This window comes from Pseudonocardia sp. CA-107938, assembly GCF_050936315.1.
Classification (GTDB): Bacteria; Actinomycetota; Actinomycetes; order Mycobacteriales; family Pseudonocardiaceae; genus Pseudonocardia.
In genome coordinates, this window is record NZ_JBNJNA010000001.1 from 2,104,687 (window position 1) to 2,120,348 (window position 15,662).

A 15,662-nucleotide genomic window follows, 5' to 3' on the forward strand; every position below is an offset into this window, starting at 1 on the left:
GGCGCTGATCGTGCCTAGCCTCGTGGAGAACCGACCACCGAACCGGAGGGTGCCGATGCCCCGGCCGCATCGCGAGAACCTGCTCACCTCGGTCCAGATGGCGCACTTCGTGGCCACCGGCGCGCTCCGCATGGACGCCGTCGTCCCGGAGGAGATGAACCGGCGGGCCGTCGACGTCCTGCGCGCCGGCATCCCCGCCGAGCCCTACGGCACCCCGCTGTCGGAGGCGTTCGCCGGCAGCGAGTTCGTCCGGCAGCTGCTCGCCCTGCCGGAGATCGCGGGCGCGATCCACAGCCTCGTCGGCCCCGACCCGACGGTCGACCACCACGCCGTCCACATCCGCGAAGCGCACTGCGGGGAGGCGCAGGACCTGCACGCCGACGCCATCATCGACGTGCGACCGGACGCCTTCGACGTCCAGCTCATGTACTACCCGCACGACGTCACGCTGGAGATGGGTGGCACGCTGAGCGTGCCGGGCACCCACCTGCGTCGCGTCAACGAGACCGACATCGGCCGCTACCAGAACCTGCTCGGCCAGACCCGGCTCGTGTGCCCGGCCGGCACCGTCGTGTTCCTGCACCACGGCATCTGGCACGGCGGCCGGCGCAACGACAGCGACGTCGACCGCTACATGTTCAAGATCCGGTTCAACCCCACCGTCCGGCAGGTGCGGCTGTGGAACACCGACGACCTGTACGACGAGGCCGTGGCGCGCGAGCTCGACCAGTCGTTCCCGTGGCACGAGTGGGCCACCGGGCGGCTCGAGCGCTACAACCGGGTCAAGCTGTGGCAGGCGCTGACCGGTGACGACACCTACGACCCGGAGTTCTGGGTGACCCGGGTGTCGAACCGCCCGCAGCGCGTCGTTGCGCAGCACAGCGTCCACCCGTGGGGGAAGAAGGAGACGGCATGAGCGCGACTGCCCCAGCTCAGACCCTGCGCCAGCAGGTGCTGGTGCTCTACCTGGCGTCGTCGGCGCTGGACTCGCCGGTGATCGGCTGGTCGGTCTACGACGGCACCGGCCGCACCACCCCGACGACGGGGGACAGCGACGTGCCGCCCTACGCGACCGGTCTCGACGCCCTGAAGGACGGCTGGCGGCTGTTCCAGGCCGCGCAGCTGCTCCCGCCGCAGCCGGGCCACGAGTACGACGTCTCGTTCCTCAAGCACGAGTTCTTCTTCGAGAAGCTCACGAGCTGAGGAACTCCGTGACCAGGTCAAGGCAGCGCCGGTGCCCTTCCAGGTGCGGCAGGTGGCCGGTGCCGTCGAGGATCTCCAGTCGGGCGCCGGGGATGGTCGCGCCGAGGTGCTGGGCGGCGGGGATCTCGGTGTCGTCGAGGTCGCCGACCAGCACCAGCGTGGGCACGGCGATCGAGCCGACGCGGTCCCACGCGTCGGCGACGTCGCCGATCTCCGGCCCTGCCTGGCCGGCCAGCTGCAGGTGCAGCCCGTTCATGGCGAGGAACAGGTCGCGCGGGAAGCCCTGCACGCGGAACTCGCGCGCCGACCACCCGTCCAGCCAGGCGTGCGCCTCCACCCGGTTGATCGTGTCGGGGTCACCGCCCTCCTCCGCCTCCGCGTAGGCGTCCTCCAGGGCCCGCGCGTGCGCGTACTGCAGGTAGACGCCGGTGTCACCGGTCAGCGACAGCATCCGGTCCAGGTCGAAGACGTAGTCGCGGGTGCGGCTGGTGGTCAGGTCGGCGAACTTGACCGCGCCGATCCCGATCTCGGCCGCCCGCCGGTCCAGCTCGTCGGGCGCGAGGTCGGGGCTGCGTTCCGCGACGGTCGCGCGGGCGTGCGCGACCGCCGACTCCAGCAGCTCCAGCAGGCGGACGGTCTCGCCGGCCCGCGTCTTGAACGGGCGCCCGTCCGGCCCGAGGACCGAGCCGAACGCCACGTGCACCGCCTCGACGTGCAGGGGCAGGTAGCCGGCCCGTCGCGCGACGGCGAACACCATGCGGAAGTGCTGCGCCTGGCGTGCGTCGACGACGTAGAGGATCCGGTCGGCGTGGAGGCGCTGGACCCGGTGGCGGATCGCGGCGAGATCGGTGACGGCGTAGCCGAACCCGCCGTCGCTCTTGCGGACGATCAGCGGCGCCGCGTCCTCATCGTTGAAGGCGCACAGCGCCCCGTCGGACTCGACGGCGATGCCCCGCGCCTCCAGGTCGTCGGCGATGCCGGCGAGGTCGGCGTTGTAGAAGCTCTCGCCGACGGCGTCGGCGGGCTCCAGCAGGACGTCGAGTCGGCGGTAGATCTCCTCGAAGTACGCGGTCGACTCCGCGACGATCGCCGCCCACGTGCTCCGCGCGCCCGGCTCGCCCGCCTGCAGCGCGACGACCGCGGCGCGCGACCGGTCCGCGAACCCGGGATCGGCCTCGAACCGGGCCCGCGCCGCGCGGTAGAGCGCGTCGAGCCCCGAGATCGACTCCCCGGCCGGTGCCGGGTGTTCGGCCAGGTACTGCACGAGCATCCCGAAGTTGGTGCCCCAGTCGCCGAGGTGGTTCTGCCGCACGACCGTCGCGCCGGCGTGCCCGAGCAGCCGGGCCAGCGCGTCACCGACGACGGTGCTGCGGAGGTGCCCGACGTGCATCTCCTTGGCGATGTTGGGCTGGGAGTAGTCGATGACCGTGGTCGCGGTGGTCGTGGTCGGTGCACCCAGCCGGGGGTCCGCCGCCCGCGCGGCGACCTGCTGCATCAAGGCTGCGTCGGTGAGGGTGATGTTGAGGAAACCGGGCCCGCTGGGTTCGACGGCGGCGATCAGGTCGTCGGCCGGCAGCGCTGCTGCGACCTGCGTGGCCAGCTCCCGTGGCGGGATGCCGTACCGCTTCGCGACCGGCAGCACGCCGTTGGCCTGCAGGTCGGCGCGCTCCGAGTGCCGCACGACCGGATCGGCGCCCTCCTCTTCGGGGAGCACCGCGGCGATCCCGCGTCGGACCCGCAGCTCCACCGCGTGCGCGAGGGAGGTGAGCGGGATGCGGGTCGGGTTCATGCCGAGTGAGTACCGGCCCGGTGTACCGGCGGCAACCGAGTTCGGGCTAGAAGTTGCCCACCTTCACCAGGTAGCAGGCGCCGCACATCGACTCGTAGCCCACGTCGCCCTCGATGGCGACCTGGTCGCCGGCGACGGTGAACGAGCCGTCGACGGTGCGGGCGTTGAGGGTGGCCTTGCGGCCGCACCGGCAGATCGTCTTCAGCTCCTCGATGGAGTGCGCGAGCTCCATCAGCCGGATGGAGCCGGGGAAGCCGCGGGTGCGGAAGTCGCTGCGCAGCCCGTACGCGATGACGGGCACGTTGTGCTGCACGGCGAGCCGGAACAGGTCCTCGACCTGCTCGTCGGTGAGGAACTGGGCCTCGTCGACGAGCACGCAGTCGATCCGCGGGCCGGGTGTGGCCAGGACGGCGTCGCGGAGCGCGGTGTGCTCGTCGGCGACGAGGTCGACCTCGCGGGCGACGCTGATCCGGGAGAGGACGGCGGGGCTCTTGGTGTCGATCGCCGGCTTCACGACGAGGACGCGCTGCCCGCGTTCCTCGTAGTTGTGCGCCACCTGGATGAGCGAGGTCGACTTGCCGGAGTTCATCGCGCCGTAGCGGAAGTACAGCTTGGCCACGGTGAGAGTCTCTCAGCCGGACGTTCATACGCTGGCGGGGTGCGTCCTGTCGCGATCGTCTCCGGGGTGCTGGCGTGCGTGCTGCTGGCCGTCGTGACGGTGGTCGCCGCGCTCTCCGCGCAGCGCCCGTCCCCGGGCCGCAGCGACGACGGGCTGGCGCCGGCGGAGGTCGCCCGCAACACCCCGTTGCCGCAGCCCGACCCGCTGCCCGCCGGCACGGACCTGGACGCGTGGGCAGTGGCCCACACCGCCGGCACCGGCATCCCGGCCCGCGCCTTGCGCGCCTACGCGGCGGCGGAGATCGAGCAGCGCAAGGCGACGCCGCGCTGCCGGCTGTCGTGGGTGACGGTCGCCGGGATCGGACGGGTGGAGTCCGACCACGGACGCTTCGGCAGCTCCGAGATCGACGCCGACGGCGTGGCCCGCCCCGACATCGTCGGCATCCCGCTGGACGGCTCGGCCGGCACCCGGCACGTCCCCGACACCGACGGCGGCCGGCTCGACGGCGACTCCACCTACGACCGCGCTGTCGGGCCCATGCAGTTCCTGCCGGCGACGTGGGCGCGCTACGGCAAGGGCGACCCGCAGCAGATCGACGCCGCCGCCCGCGCCACCGCGGCGTACCTGTGCGCGGCCCGGCGCGACGTGTCGACGGGTCGCGGCTGGTGGGACGGGGTGCTCACCTACAACTCGTCGGGCGAGTACGCGCGGCTGGTGTGGGCGGCGGCGAACCGCTACGCGAACAAGCCCTCGCCCCAGTAGCCGCCCTCGCCCAACCCCGGCGGCACGGCGAAGACGGCCGAGCTGGTGTGCTCGATGTACTCCATCATCGTGTCGTTGTTCGCGAGCGCGCTCTGCATCGGAACGAACTGCTTGATCGGGTCGCGCATGAACGCGAGGAAGAACAGGCCCGCGTTGAGGTGGCCCTGCCCGTCGCTGCCGTCGACGAAGTTGTAGCCGCGGCGCAGGATCTTGATCCCGTTCAGCGCGTGCGCCGAGGCGAGGCGGATGTGCGCGTCCATCGGGATGGCCGGCTGCCCGTCCTCGCCCTTCGCGGCGTAGTCCGCGAGGTCGAACTCCTTGGTGCCCGACAGCGGCGCGCCCTCGCCCTTGGTGCGCCCGACGAGGGCCTGCTGCTCGTTGAGGGACGTGCGGTCCCACACCTCGATGTGCATGCGGATCCGCCGGACGACGAGGAACGTGCCGCCCTCCAGCCACGGCTGCCCGCCGCCCTTGACCCAGACGTGCTCGTCGAGCCCGGCCGGGTCCTCGGCCTTGAGGTTGTTGGTGCCGTCCTTGAAGCCGAAGAGGTTGCGCGGCGTCGCCTGCCCTGTCGACGTGGACGAGGTGCGACCGAACCCGAGCTGCGACCACCGCACGGCCGTGGTGCCCAGCCCGATGCGCACGAGGTGGCGGATGGCGTGCACCGCCACCTGCGGGTCGTTGGCGCACGCCTGGATGCAGATGTCGCCGCCGGAGATGGCCGGGTCGATGTCGTCGAGGGTGAACGGGGGCAGGTCGACGAGCGCCGCCGGCCGTTTCGCGGCGAGGCCGAACCGGTCCACCCCAGCCTTCTCGAACAGCCCCGGCCCCACCCCGAACGTGATCGTGAGCTGCGACGCGGGCAGCCCCAGCGCCTCGCCGTTGTCGTCGGGCGGGGCTTCGGGGTTGCGGTTGACCGCGCCGCCCGGGGTGACCTCGGCGCCGGCGGTCATGCGCTCCGCCGCCGCCGTCCACTTCTGGAACAGGCTCTGCAGCCGTGCCCGATCGCCGTCGACGACGTCGAGCGCGACGAAGTGCAACCGGTCCTGCGCCGGGGTGATGATCCCGGCCTGCCGGGTGCCGCGGAACGGCACGACGTCCGACGGCGTCGGCGCCGCCGCGGGCGCCGAGCAGGCCGCCGCGGCCCCGGCCAGCGCGACGCCGGCCCCGGCCGCCCCCAGCAATCGCCTCCGCGAGACCCCGGTCATGCGCTGACGACCCCGGCGACCTGCGAGATCGGCTCCGCGAGCGCATCGACGGCCTCGGTCATCTTCTTCTTGTCGTCGTCGGTGAGGGCCGTGTACGGCTTGAAGCCGTCGCCCGCGCGGTAGCCCTCCAGCAGCTTCTCCACCGCGGCGAAGCGCTGGTCGAGCTGCGGGCCGAGGTCCTTGTTCTTCTCGTCGAGCACCGGGCGCAGCGCGGCGACGGCGGCCTGCGAGCCCTCCACGTTGGCCTTGAAGTCCCACAGGTCGGTGTGCGAGTAGCGGTCCTCCTCGCCGGTGATCTTGCCGGTGGCGACCTCGTCCAGCAGCTCCTTCGCGCCGTTGGCCAGCTGCACCGGGGTGATCTCGACGGTGGCGACGCGGCTCTGCAGGTCCTTCATGTCGGCCAGCAGGTTGTCGGCCATCTGGTTGGTGTCGGGCTTCAGCCCGTCCAGCCACAGGTCCTTCTCGATGCGGTGGTAGCCGGTGAACGGCACGCCCGGCTCGCCGTCGTCGCGGCCGTCGACCTTGGGGTCGATGTCGCCGAACGACTCCGCGACGGGCTCGATGCGCTCCCAGTACGTGCGCGAGACGGGGAACAGGGCCTTGGCCTCGTCCACCTTCCCGGCCTTGACGGCGGTGACGAACTCCTGGGTCTTCACGACCAGCGTCTCGATCTGCGAGGTCACGTACCGCTTGTAGCCGGCGGTGGCCTCGGCGAGCTTCGCGTTGGCGTCGGTGGAGCGCTGCGTGCTCCCGGTGACGGTGAACGGGGCACGGATGCCGTCGCCCACCATGCCGGGCTTGCACGCGGTGACGTACGAGCCGCCGTCGGGGACCTCGACGATGAGCTGGCGGGTGATGCCGGGCCCGATGTTCTCGACCTCGCCCATGATCCGGTCGCCGACCCCGTACAGGTAGAACTCGGTGACCTTGGAGCCCGCGTTGTTCACCGAGAAGGTGATGTGGCCCGCCGGTGCCTCCGTGGCGCCGACCTCGCACGCCGTGTCGGTGGCCTTCACGGAGATGGGGCCCCCCGCGGCCGCGCCTCCGGTGTTCTGGGCCGGCGCCGTGCTGGTGCAGCCGGCGAGCGCGACAGCGGCGATGCCGGCGCACACGATGCCGGCGGAGGTTCTGCGGGACATGGGAAGGACGCTCCTCGTGGGGGTCAGGACGGGGAACCGACGGGGGTGCGGGCGGACCGCAGGAACAGGCTGAGGACGATCGCCACGTAGGCGACCCACACGATGGCTTCGAGCACCGTGGTCTGCGGGGAGAAGTTGAAGATCCCCTTGAGGAGCGTGCCGTACCAGGAGTCGGGCGGGACGGCCGCGCTGACGTCGAAGGCGAGCGTCGTCAGGCCGGGCAGGATCGCGGCCTCCTGCAGGTCGTGCACGCCGTAGGCGAGGATCCCGGCGGCGACGAAGATCAGCAGCACGCCGGTGACGGTGAAGAACTTGCCGAGGTTGATCCGCAGCGCGCCCCGGTAGATCAGGTACGCGAGCGCGACGGCGATCGCGATGCCGATCAGGAACCCGATCAGCGGCTGCGTGGTCTCCCCGGCGGCCTGGGCGGCCGTGTAGAAGAACAGCGCCGTCTCCAGGCCCTCACGGCCGACGGCGAGCGCGGCCATCACGACGACGGCGGTGGAGCCCATCGCCACCGCGCTCTCCAGCCGGCCCTCCAGCTCGCGGGAGATGGTGCGGCCGACGCGGCGCATCCAGAAGATCATCCACGTGACGAAGCCGACCGCGACGATGGAGAGGCTGCCGCCCAGCGCCTCCTGGGCGGTGAACGTCAGCTGCTGCTCGGCGAGGCCCAGCGCGACCGTGACCGCGACGCTGACCGTGACCGCGATCGCGACCCCCAGCCACACCTTCGGCAGCACCGCGCGCCGGTCGGTGCGCACCAGGAACGCGACCAGGATGCTGACCACGAGCGCGGCCTCCAGGCCTTCTCGTAGCCCGATCAGCAGATTGGCCAGCACGGCGGCTCCCACGGGTGTCGTCGGCCGTCGTTAGGGCAGCCTCAGCAGTAGCGGGGTCAGGCTAGCCTGCGCTCTCGCGGATCGGAAGCCGCCGGCGTTGTGACCTGCGCGGACGCCCGTTTAGTCCGGTTCGGTGCCGTCGATGGCCATCCGGGCCCGCACCTCGCCCAGCGCTTCCTGGTACTCCGGGCGCGGATCCATCGCGGCGGCCATCTTCAGCTGCGCGTGTGCTTCCGGCAGCCGGCCCTGCCGGTGCAGCGCCTTGCCCAGACCGAACCGGGCGTAGTGGTCCGACGGATCGTGCGCCAGCACCCGCTCGAACGCCTGCTCGGCGCGCCTCAGCTGCGCGGAGTTCAGGTACGCCCGTCCGGCCAGCAGCTGCACGGACGCGTCGTCCGGCTGGCTCTCCAGCACCGGACCCAGTGCGGCCAGCGCGTCGAGCGGACGGCTGTCGGCCACGAACATCTCGGCGCGCCGGTACGACTCGAAAAGACCCTCGGGCTGGCTCGTCATGGTCGTACCCACGTTAGGTGTCGCGGCGGTGAACTGCGAGAGTTGACAACCGCGCGGAGGGTTGCTCCCGGGCGCGCCGGTACCCGGCCACTAGGCTGGTGGGAGTCGCGGAATCGATCATGAGGCAGGGAGCACTGGTGGCGGTCATCGAAGAGGTCGGTGCACGCGAGATCCTCGACTCGCGGGGCAACCCCACGGTCGAGGTCGAGGTCGCACTCGACGACGGCACGCTGGCCCGGGCGGCGGTGCCCTCGGGCGCCTCGACGGGTGAGCACGAGGCCGTCGAGCTGCGGGACGGCGACCCGGCCCGCTACGGCGGGAAGGGCGTGGAGAAGGCGGTCTCCGCGGTCCTCGACGAGATCGGGCCGGAGCTCGTCGGCCTGGAGGCGTTCGAGCAGCGGATCATCGACCAGCGCCTGGTCGACCTCGACGGCACCCCCAACAAGGCCCGCCTCGGCGCGAACGCGCTGCTCGGCGTGTCGCTCGCCGTCGCGAAGGCGGCCGCCGATTCGTCAGGGCTGGAGCTGTTCCGCTACCTCGGCGGGCCCAACGCGCACGTCCTGCCCGTTCCGATGATGAACATCATCAACGGCGGCGCGCACGCCGACACGTCCGTCGACGTGCAGGAGTTCATGATCGCGCCGATCGGTGCCGACTCCTTCAAGGAGGCGCTGCGCTCCGGCGCCGAGGTCTACCACGCGCTCAAGTCGGTGCTGAAGGGCAAGGGCCTGGCCACCGGCCTCGGCGACGAGGGCGGCTTCGCCCCCGACCTGCCGGGCACCCGCGCCGCGCTCGACCTCATCGTCGAGGCCGTCGAGAAGACCGGCTACACCATCGGGCGCGACATCGGGCTGGCCCTCGACGTGGCCGCCACCGAGTTCTTCACCGACGGCACCTACTCCTACGAGGGCAGGAAGCTCTCCGCCGAGGAGCTCTCCGAGGTCTACGCGGGCCTCGTCGCGGACTACCCGCTCGTGTCGATCGAGGACCCGCTGTCCGAGGACGACTGGGACGGCTGGGTCGCCCTGACCGCCCGCGTCGGCGCGGACGTCCAGCTCGTCGGCGACGACCTGTTCGTCACCAACCCGGAGCGGCTCGACGACGGCATCTCCCGCGGCGCCGCCAACGCGCTGCTGGTGAAGGTCAACCAGATCGGCACGCTGTCGGAGACCCTGGACGCGGTCAACCTGGCCCACCAGTCCGGCTACCGATGCATGATGAGCCACCGCAGCGGCGAGACCGAGGACGTCACGATCGCCGACCTCGCCGTCGCCACCGGCTGCGGGCAGATCAAGACCGGCGCCCCGGCCCGGTCCGACCGCGTCGCGAAGTACAACCAGCTGCTCCGCATCGAGGAGGCGCTCGGCGACGCCGCGCGCTACGCGGGCGACCTCGCGTTCCCGCGGTTCCGCTCCGAGAGCTGAGCACGGTGGCCGAGGAACGGGCGCGGGCGCCCAAGGTCCGGCGGCGGCCGGCCCGACCGGAGGGCACGGTCAGCTCGGCCACCCGCCGGCGGGCCGGCCGCGAGCCGCAGCTGACCCGTACCCGGCCCGGTGGGATGGTCGCGGCCACCACCGGGTTCCTCGGCATCTCCTCGGCGCGTCGCGCGGCGATCCTCGCGATCGTCGTGTGCGCGCTGGCCCTTTCGGTGGCCGTGCCGCTGCGCAACTACGTCGCGCAGCGGCAGGAGCTCGCCGCCGTCACCCAGCAGCAGCGCGACCTCGCCGCCGAGGTCGAGCGCCTCACCCGGGAACGGGACCGGCTCTCCGACCCCGCCGAGATCGAGGCGATGGCCCGCAGCCGGCTCGGGTACGTCCGGCCGGGCGAGGTGCCCTACGTCGTGCAGCTGCCGGCGCCGCCCGCCGCACCCGAGACCGCCGCCGGCTCCGGGGCGCCCTGGTACGCGCTGCTGTGGCGCGAGGTCACGGCGGGGTCGCCGTGACCGTCGCACCCGCCGACGTGGCCGCCGTCGAGGCGCAGCTGGGGCGCCGACCACGGGCGATGATGGACGTCGCGCACCGCTGCCCCTGCGGCCAACCGACCGTGGTGCGCACCGCCCCGCGGCTGGAGGACGGCACCCCCTTCCCCACCCTCTACTACCTGACGTGCCCGCGGCTCGTGTCCCGGCTCGGCACGCTGGAGGCCGAGGGCCGCATGCGCGAGATGACCGAGCGGCTCGCGAGCGACCCCGAGCTGGCCGCCGCCTACACCCGCGCGCACGAGGCCTACCTGGCCGAACGCGACGCCATCGACCCACTCGGCACCCAGGTCACCGCCGGTGGCATGCCCGGCCGGGTCAAGTGCCTGCACGCACTGGCCGCCCACGCGCTGGCCGCGGGCCCCGGGGTGAACCCGTTCGGCGACGAGGCGCTCGCCGAGGTCGGCGAGTGGTGGTGCACCAACCCCTGCTCGGCCACCCTCCCCCCGGAGCAGTAACCCCCACCCGCGAGTTGGCCCGTCCCGCACGGCGAGTTGCCCGGTTCGGCAGGGCGAGTTGGCCGGTTCGGCAGGGCGAGTTGGCCGGTTCGGCAGGGCGAGTTGGCCGGTTCGGCAGGGCGAGTTGGCCGGTTCGGCAGGGCGAGTTGGCCGGTTCGGCAGGGCGAGTTGGCCGGTTCGGCAGGGCGAGTTGGCCCGTCCGCGAGGGACTGCCCGAGTGGCCGTCCTGTCGAGACGGCCAACTCGCCCTGCTCGGATGGCCAACTCGCGGGCGCGGGGTGGCCTACCTTGGTGGTGTGGCTGAGGAGAACACCGCTTGGGCGCCTGTCGACGCTTGCACCTTGCCGACCGCGGAGCTGCCGCTGCGGCTGGCCGAGTTCGACCAGCTGTTCACGCTGGCCCAGGGCGTCGAGCGACCGCAGCCGGAGCACCTGCGGGTGCGGCTCTCCGGTGGCCCGGGGGTGGCGGAGCAGGCGCGGGACGTGACCGCCCGGGAGTCGGCATGCTGCTCGTTCTTCGACTTCGACGTCCATGCGGACGGCGCCACCGTCGTCGTCGACGTGCGGGTGCCGGCGAACCGCGTCGACGTGCTCGACGGGCTGGCCCGCCGGGTCAGCCCTGGACGGTGAGCTCGCCCTGGGCGGCCAGTGACAGGTCCTGCCAGTCGGCCCAGTTCTGGAGGCGCTCGGCGTAGACCTTCTGGAGCATCGGGTAGAAGCCGAGGCCCCAGAGGACGCGCAGCGGCGGGCGGTCCAGGTCGACGAGCGTGAGCAGGGCCTGCGCGGCGGCGGCCGGGTCGCCTGCGGGCTGGCCCTTCATGGCGCCGGCGAGCTGCTGGCGGAGGGGGACGTAGGCCGGGTGCGCGGTGGCCATGTGGCCGTTGTCGAGCGGGTCGGGGTTCTTGCCGTTCCTGGTCGCGAAGCCGCCCGGCTCGATGATCGTCACCTTGATCCCGAACGGTGCGACCTCGGCGGCGAGGGCCTCGTTCAGCCCTTCGAGGGCCCACTTGGACGCGTGGTACGCCCCGCCGAGGGGCATCGCGACGAGCCCCGCCGCGGACGAGAGCTGGATGATGTGGCCCGAGCCCTGCGCGCGCAGCTGCGGCAGGACGGACTGCACGACCCAGACCGCGCCGAAGAGGTTGGTCTCCATCTGGTCGCGGAGGTCCTGCTCGGTCAGCTCCTCGACGGCGCCGACCTGCGCGTACCCGGCGTTGTTGACGACGACGTCGAGCCGGCCGAAGTGCGCGACCGCCTGCTCGACGGCGTCGGCGACGGCCGCCTTGTCGGTGACGTCCATGGCGAGGGGGAGGACGGCGTCGCCGTACTCGGCGGCGAGGTCCTGGAGGCTCGCGGTGGACCGCGCGGTGGCGGCGACGCGGTCGCCCCGCTCCAGCGCGGCTTCGACGAACGCGCGGCCGAGACCGCGGGACGAACCGGTGACGAACCAGACCTTGCTCATGGAAGTGCTCCTTCGGTTGCGGGTCGATGTGTTCGCGACCTGAACCGAGCGGCCCTGCGGTCCCTGACAGGCTGTGATGCACGCCACCTACGCCGTGGGCGCCACCCGCGCGAGCAGCGCGTCGGCGTGCGCCTCGGCGGGCAGCGTGCCGGACGTGCGCCACGGCCCGTCGGGCAGGAACCGCGACATGACGAACGCGGACGCCACCTCGGTGGGCGCGTGCTGCAGCAGCAGCGCGCCCTGCAGGCACAGCGCGAGCATCTCGGCGAGCCGGCGGGCGCGGCGCGGCTCCCGTCCACGCAGCTCGGTGCGCAGCTCGCGCACGCCACGGTCGTACCAGGAGTCGCGGCCGGTGGCGGCCTCGATCTCGCCCATCACGGCCTCGACGGACCCCGGCTCCTTGGTGACGGCACGCAGCACGTCGAGTGCGGTGACGTTGCCGGAGCCCTCCCAGATCGAGTTGAGCGGGGCCTCCCGGTAGAGCCGCGGCATGCCGGACTCCTCGACGTAGCCGTTGCCGCCCAGGCACTCGAGGGCCTCGGCGACGACGGTCGGCGAGCGCTTGCATACCAGGTACTTCGCCGCGGGCAGGGCGAGGCGCAGGAACGCGCGCTCGTCGCGGTCGACGGCGCCGGCCAGGCGCATGGCGAGCGCGGTGGCGGCCTCCGACTCCAGCGCGAGGTCGGCGACGACGGTCTGCATGAGCGGGGCGTCGGCGAGCCGGGTGCCGAACGCGCTGCGGTGCAGCACGTGGTGCGCGGCCTCGGTGAGGGCGGCGCGCTGCAGCGACGCGGAGCCGAGGACGCAGTCGAGCCGGGTCATGGAGACCATCTCGATGATCGTCGCGACGCCGCGGCCCTCCTCGCCGAGCCGCCAGCCGATCGCCCCGGCGTACTCGATCTCGGCGGACGCGTTGGAGCGGTTGCCGAGCTTGTGCTTGAGCCGCTGGAGGCGGATGGCGTTGCGGGAGCCGTCGGGCAGCACCCGGGGCAGCACGAAGCAGGTGAGCCCGGCCGGCGCCTGCGCGAGCGTCAGGAACAGGTCGTTCATCGGCGCCGATGTGAACCACTTGTGCCCGACGAGCTGGTAGGTGCCGTCGGCGGTCGGCACGGCCTGCGTGGTGCCGGCGCGCACGTCGGAGCCGCCCTGCTTCTCCGTCATCGACATGCCGGCGAGCAGCCCCGTCTTGGTGGACGGCTCGGCGAGCCCGAACTCGTAGGTGGTGGCGAGCAGGCCGGGCTCGTAGGCGGCGGCGATGTCGGGGTCGGCGCGCAGCGCGGGCACGGCCGCGTACGTCATGGAGATGGGGCAGCAGTGCCCCGACTCCAGCTGCCCCATCAGGTAGAACCCGGCGGCGCGGGCCACGTGCGCGCCGGTGCCGCGCTCGGCGGTCCACGGGGTGCCGTGCAACCCCCAGCCGACGGCCGTGCGCATCAGCCAGTGCCATGACGGGTGGAACTCGACCTCGTCGACGCGGTGGCCCCAGCGGTCGTGCGTGTGCAGGACGGGCGGGTGCTCGTCGACGAGCCGGGCGTGCTCGCGCGCCTCCGCCGACGCGACGAGCGCGCCGAGCTGGGCCAGCGTCGGCAGCGCCTCGCCCGCTCCCTCGCGCGTGACGGCGTCGGTGAGCGCGGGGTCGCAGGCCAGCGGGTCGAACCCGGCCAGCGGGGGCGGCTGGTTGTCGACGACGTGCGTGCGGCCGTCCCCGGGCTGCAGCGGCGGCTCGGGTGCCCGGGCCGGTGCGAACGAGACGGCGGTGACGGTGGTGTCGCGCGGCAGCGGGGCCGAGGGAGTGAACCGGCGAGGCAGCTCCGCCTCCGTGACCTGCCGTTCCGCCATTTCCGGAGCGTAGCCCGCGACCCACCCGCTCCGGGCCGGGTTCGCCGCATCCGTAGGGTCGAGGGCCCGAGGTGAAGGAGCGCGCATGGCACGGGTGGCAGCGATCGACTGCGGGACGAACTCGATCCGGTGTCTGATCGCCGACGTGACGGAGGCCTTCGACGGCCGCCCCGAGCTGCGCGACCTGTACCGCCAGCAGAAGGTCGTCCGGCTCGGCCAGGGTGTGGACGCGAGCGGCGAGTTCGCGCCGGAGGCGATCGAGCGCACCCGGGTCGCGCTGGCCGAGTACACCGCGATGCTGCGGCGCAAGGGTGCCGAGAAGGTGCGCATGGTCGCCACCAGCGCCGCTCGCGACGTGGCCAACCGCGAGGCGTTCTTCGGCATGGTCCGCGACACCCTGGGCGTCGACGCAGAGGTGATCTCGGGCGACGAGGAGGCGCAGCTGTCGTTCGTCGGCGCGGTCGGCGACCTCGATCCGGACGACGGCCCGTTCGTCGTCGTCGACACGGGCGGCGGCTCGACCGAGCTGGTGGTCGGCACGCTGACCGACGGGAACGCGACGGTGACCGCCGCCCGCTCGGTCGACATCGGCAGCGTCCGGATCACGGAGCGCTGCCTGCACGGCGACCCGCCCACGGCCGACGAGGTGGCGGAGGCGCGTGCGGTGGCCCGCGGCATCCTGGATCAGGCGTTCGACGCGGTGCCTGTCGAGGGCGTGCGGACCTGGGTCGGGGTGGCGGGCACCATCACCACGCTGTCCGCGGTGGCGCAACGACTGGAGGAGTACGACTCGGCCGCCGTGCACCTGTCGCGGCTGCCGCTCGACCAGCTGCACGCCGTTGCGGAGGACCTCCTCGGCCGCACGCGCGAGCAGCGCCGGGAGCACAAGGGGATCGACCCCGGCCGGATCGACGTGATCGGCGGCGGCGCCCTGATCGTCGACATGCTCGGGGCCGAGCTGCACGAGCGGGCCGGCATCACCGAGCTGGTGGTGAGCGAGCACGACATCCTCGACGGGATCGCGCGCAGCCTTGTCTGAACCCCGACGTCACACATCGAGCGCGGTCCTCACACACGTCGCAGCATGTGTGACGACCGCACTGGGTGTGTGACGTCGAATGACCGTGGACGGCTACACCTCCGTCGCCGAGCTGGACGCCGCGCTCGTCGAGTGCCGGGCGTGCCCGCGGCTCGTCGAGTGGCGGGAGCGGGTGGCGCGGGAGATGCGGGCCGCCTTCCGCGACCAGACGTACTGGGGACGGCCGGTGCCCGGGTTCGGCCCGACCGACGCACCGCTGGTCATCGTCGGGTTGGCGCCTGCGGCACACGGCGCCAACCGCACCGGCCGGATGTTCACCGGCGACCGGTCCGGCGACGTGCTCTACGCGGCGCTGCACGCCGTCGGGCTGGCCAACCAGCCGACGGCCGTCCACGCCGGCGACGGCCTGGAGCTGCGCGGCGTCCGCATCACGGCGCCGGTGCACTGCGCGCCGCCGGAGAACAAGCCGACCCCCGCCGAGCGCGACACGTGCGGGAACTGGCTGCGCGCCGAGCTGCGACTCCTGTCACCACGCGCCGTGGTCGTGCTGGGGGCGTTCGGGTGGCAGTCGCTGCTCCCGGTGCTGGCCGACGCCGGGTGGGCGGTACCGCGGCCGAGACCGGTGTTCGGGCACGGTGTGCACGTCGAACTGCCTGGTCACAACAGTGTGCTTCACCTCTTCGGCTGCTACCACGTCAGCCAGCAGAACACGTTCACCGGACGGCTGACCCCGGCGATGGTCGAGGACGTGCTCACCCGAGCGGCGGACGTAGCCGGTCTCACTCGGTAGCGATGGGGTGAACCGGTCCAGT

Annotated in this window: 17 protein-coding genes; 9 read left to right on the forward strand and 8 right to left on the reverse strand. The window is 72.7% G+C overall.

Annotated features, from left to right (window positions below; translation table 11 throughout):
* Positions 1-55 precede the first annotated feature (55 nt).
* On the forward strand, positions 56-916 hold the full coding sequence (locus ACQEVB_RS10515; protein ID WP_432968197.1) for a phytanoyl-CoA dioxygenase family protein: 861 nt from the start codon (positions 56-58) through the stop codon (positions 914-916).
* The gene (locus ACQEVB_RS10520; protein WP_432968200.1) at positions 913-1,203 is read left to right on the forward strand and encodes a hypothetical protein; all 291 of its coding nucleotides are present in this window, start codon (positions 913-915) and stop codon (positions 1,201-1,203) included. Before ACQEVB_RS10515 ends, ACQEVB_RS10520 begins: the two co-directional genes overlap by 4 nt.
* Here the strand turns inward: ACQEVB_RS10520 and argS are convergent.
* Both argS and ACQEVB_RS10530 read right to left on the reverse strand, forming a co-directional pair.
* Complete coding sequence (gene argS, locus ACQEVB_RS10525; protein WP_432968203.1) at positions 1,193-2,992, reverse strand: arginine--tRNA ligase; 1,800 nt, start codon at positions 2,990-2,992, stop codon at positions 1,193-1,195. The two genes, ACQEVB_RS10520 and argS, sit on opposite strands and share 11 nt — an antisense overlap.
* A 46-nt stretch (positions 2,993-3,038) precedes the next feature.
* Positions 3,039-3,611 carry a thymidine kinase gene (locus ACQEVB_RS10530; protein ID WP_432968206.1) on the reverse strand — a complete coding sequence of 191 codons (573 nt, stop codon included), beginning with the start codon at positions 3,609-3,611 and terminating at the stop codon, positions 3,039-3,041.
* A 39-nt stretch (positions 3,612-3,650) separates the two neighbouring features.
* On the opposite strand from ACQEVB_RS10530, the gene ACQEVB_RS10535 reads away from it, so the two are divergent.
* A complete protein-coding gene (locus tag ACQEVB_RS10535) occupies positions 3,651-4,373 on the forward strand; it encodes a lytic murein transglycosylase (protein WP_432968209.1) in 723 nt (240 codons plus the stop codon).
* On the opposite strand, the gene efeB is transcribed toward ACQEVB_RS10535, so the two are convergent.
* The 4 genes from efeB to ACQEVB_RS10555 form a co-directional block, all read right to left on the reverse strand.
* Positions 4,346-5,581: an iron uptake transporter deferrochelatase/peroxidase subunit gene (gene efeB / locus ACQEVB_RS10540; RefSeq protein ID WP_432968212.1), complete on the reverse strand. Its 1,236-nt coding sequence runs from the start codon at positions 5,579-5,581 to the stop codon at positions 4,346-4,348. The genes ACQEVB_RS10535 and efeB overlap by 28 nt on opposite strands.
* Positions 5,578-6,720 (reverse strand): iron uptake system protein EfeO, encoded by a 1,143-nt coding sequence (gene efeO / locus ACQEVB_RS10545; RefSeq protein ID WP_432968215.1) that lies wholly within the window; start codon positions 6,718-6,720, stop codon positions 5,578-5,580. Before efeO ends, efeB begins: the two co-directional genes overlap by 4 nt.
* A 23-nt stretch (positions 6,721-6,743) precedes the next feature.
* The gene (gene efeU, locus ACQEVB_RS10550) at positions 6,744-7,562 is read right to left on the reverse strand and encodes an iron uptake transporter permease EfeU (RefSeq protein WP_432968218.1); all 819 of its coding nucleotides are present in this window, start codon (positions 7,560-7,562) and stop codon (positions 6,744-6,746) included.
* Between the two features lie 120 nt (positions 7,563-7,682).
* Positions 7,683-8,075, reverse strand: a complete 393-nt coding sequence (locus ACQEVB_RS10555; protein WP_432968221.1) for a tetratricopeptide repeat protein — start codon at positions 8,073-8,075, stop codon at positions 7,683-7,685.
* Between the two features lie 137 nt (positions 8,076-8,212).
* Here ACQEVB_RS10555 and eno point away from each other — a divergent pair, with 137 nt between their 5' ends.
* From eno to ACQEVB_RS10575, 4 genes are all read left to right on the forward strand, one after another.
* Positions 8,213-9,499: a phosphopyruvate hydratase gene (gene eno / locus ACQEVB_RS10560; protein ID WP_432968224.1), complete on the forward strand. Its 1,287-nt coding sequence runs from the start codon at positions 8,213-8,215 to the stop codon at positions 9,497-9,499.
* 5 nt (positions 9,500-9,504) lie between these two features.
* On the forward strand, positions 9,505-10,017 hold the full coding sequence (locus ACQEVB_RS10565; protein ID WP_432968227.1) for an FtsB family cell division protein: 513 nt from the start codon (positions 9,505-9,507) through the stop codon (positions 10,015-10,017).
* Positions 10,014-10,511, forward strand: a complete 498-nt coding sequence (locus tag ACQEVB_RS10570) for a DUF501 domain-containing protein (protein ID WP_432968230.1) — start codon at positions 10,014-10,016, stop codon at positions 10,509-10,511. Before ACQEVB_RS10565 ends, ACQEVB_RS10570 begins: the two co-directional genes overlap by 4 nt.
* Positions 10,512-10,852: 341 nt before the next feature.
* Positions 10,853-11,140, forward strand: coding sequence for a hypothetical protein (locus ACQEVB_RS10575; protein WP_432968233.1), 288 nt, complete (start codon positions 10,853-10,855; stop codon positions 11,138-11,140).
* Here ACQEVB_RS10575 and ACQEVB_RS10580 read toward each other — a convergent pair.
* Both ACQEVB_RS10580 and ACQEVB_RS10585 read right to left on the reverse strand, forming a co-directional pair.
* Positions 11,124-11,972, reverse strand: a complete 849-nt coding sequence (locus ACQEVB_RS10580) for an SDR family NAD(P)-dependent oxidoreductase (protein WP_432968236.1) — start codon at positions 11,970-11,972, stop codon at positions 11,124-11,126. The genes ACQEVB_RS10575 and ACQEVB_RS10580 overlap by 17 nt on opposite strands.
* Positions 11,973-12,059: 87 nt before the next feature.
* On the reverse strand, positions 12,060-13,811 hold the full coding sequence (locus ACQEVB_RS10585; protein ID WP_432968239.1) for an acyl-CoA dehydrogenase family protein: 1,752 nt from the start codon (positions 13,809-13,811) through the stop codon (positions 12,060-12,062).
* An 85-nt stretch (positions 13,812-13,896) separates the two neighbouring features.
* Between ACQEVB_RS10585 and ACQEVB_RS10590 the strand changes: the two genes are divergently transcribed.
* Both ACQEVB_RS10590 and ACQEVB_RS10595 read left to right on the forward strand, forming a co-directional pair.
* Positions 13,897-14,850 carry an exopolyphosphatase gene (locus ACQEVB_RS10590; RefSeq protein ID WP_432968242.1) on the forward strand — a complete coding sequence of 318 codons (954 nt, stop codon included), beginning with the start codon at positions 13,897-13,899 and terminating at the stop codon, positions 14,848-14,850.
* Between the two features lie 79 nt (positions 14,851-14,929).
* Positions 14,930-15,640 (forward strand): uracil-DNA glycosylase, encoded by a 711-nt coding sequence (locus tag ACQEVB_RS10595; protein ID WP_432968245.1) that lies wholly within the window; start codon positions 14,930-14,932, stop codon positions 15,638-15,640.
* Positions 15,641-15,662 lie beyond the last annotated feature (22 nt).

What these genes read in the sequence shown, in the direction of transcription:
- ACQEVB_RS10515 (WP_432968197.1), top strand. Translation starts at nt 56, where the DNA reads ATGCCCCGGCCGCATCGCGAGAACCTGCTCACCTCGGTCCAGATGGCG.
- ACQEVB_RS10520 (WP_432968200.1), top strand. Translation starts at nt 913, where the DNA reads ATGAGCGCGACTGCCCCAGCTCAGACCCTGCGCCAGCAGGTGCTGGTG.
- argS (WP_432968203.1), bottom strand. Translation starts at nt 2,992, where the DNA reads ATGAACCCGACCCGCATCCCGCTCACCTCCCTCGCGCACGCGGTGGAG.
- efeB (WP_432968212.1), bottom strand. Translation starts at nt 5,581, where the DNA reads ATGACCGGGGTCTCGCGGAGGCGATTGCTGGGGGCGGCCGGGGCCGGC.
- efeO (WP_432968215.1), bottom strand. Translation starts at nt 6,720, where the DNA reads ATGTCCCGCAGAACCTCCGCCGGCATCGTGTGCGCCGGCATCGCCGCT.
- ACQEVB_RS10555 (WP_432968221.1), bottom strand. Translation starts at nt 8,075, where the DNA reads ATGACGAGCCAGCCCGAGGGTCTTTTCGAGTCGTACCGGCGCGCCGAG.
- ACQEVB_RS10580 (WP_432968236.1), bottom strand. Translation starts at nt 11,972, where the DNA reads ATGAGCAAGGTCTGGTTCGTCACCGGTTCGTCCCGCGGTCTCGGCCGC.
- ACQEVB_RS10585 (WP_432968239.1), bottom strand. Translation starts at nt 13,811, where the DNA reads ATGGCGGAACGGCAGGTCACGGAGGCGGAGCTGCCTCGCCGGTTCACT.
- ACQEVB_RS10590 (WP_432968242.1), top strand. Translation starts at nt 13,897, where the DNA reads ATGGCACGGGTGGCAGCGATCGACTGCGGGACGAACTCGATCCGGTGT.
- ACQEVB_RS10595 (WP_432968245.1), top strand. Translation starts at nt 14,930, where the DNA reads ATGACCGTGGACGGCTACACCTCCGTCGCCGAGCTGGACGCCGCGCTC.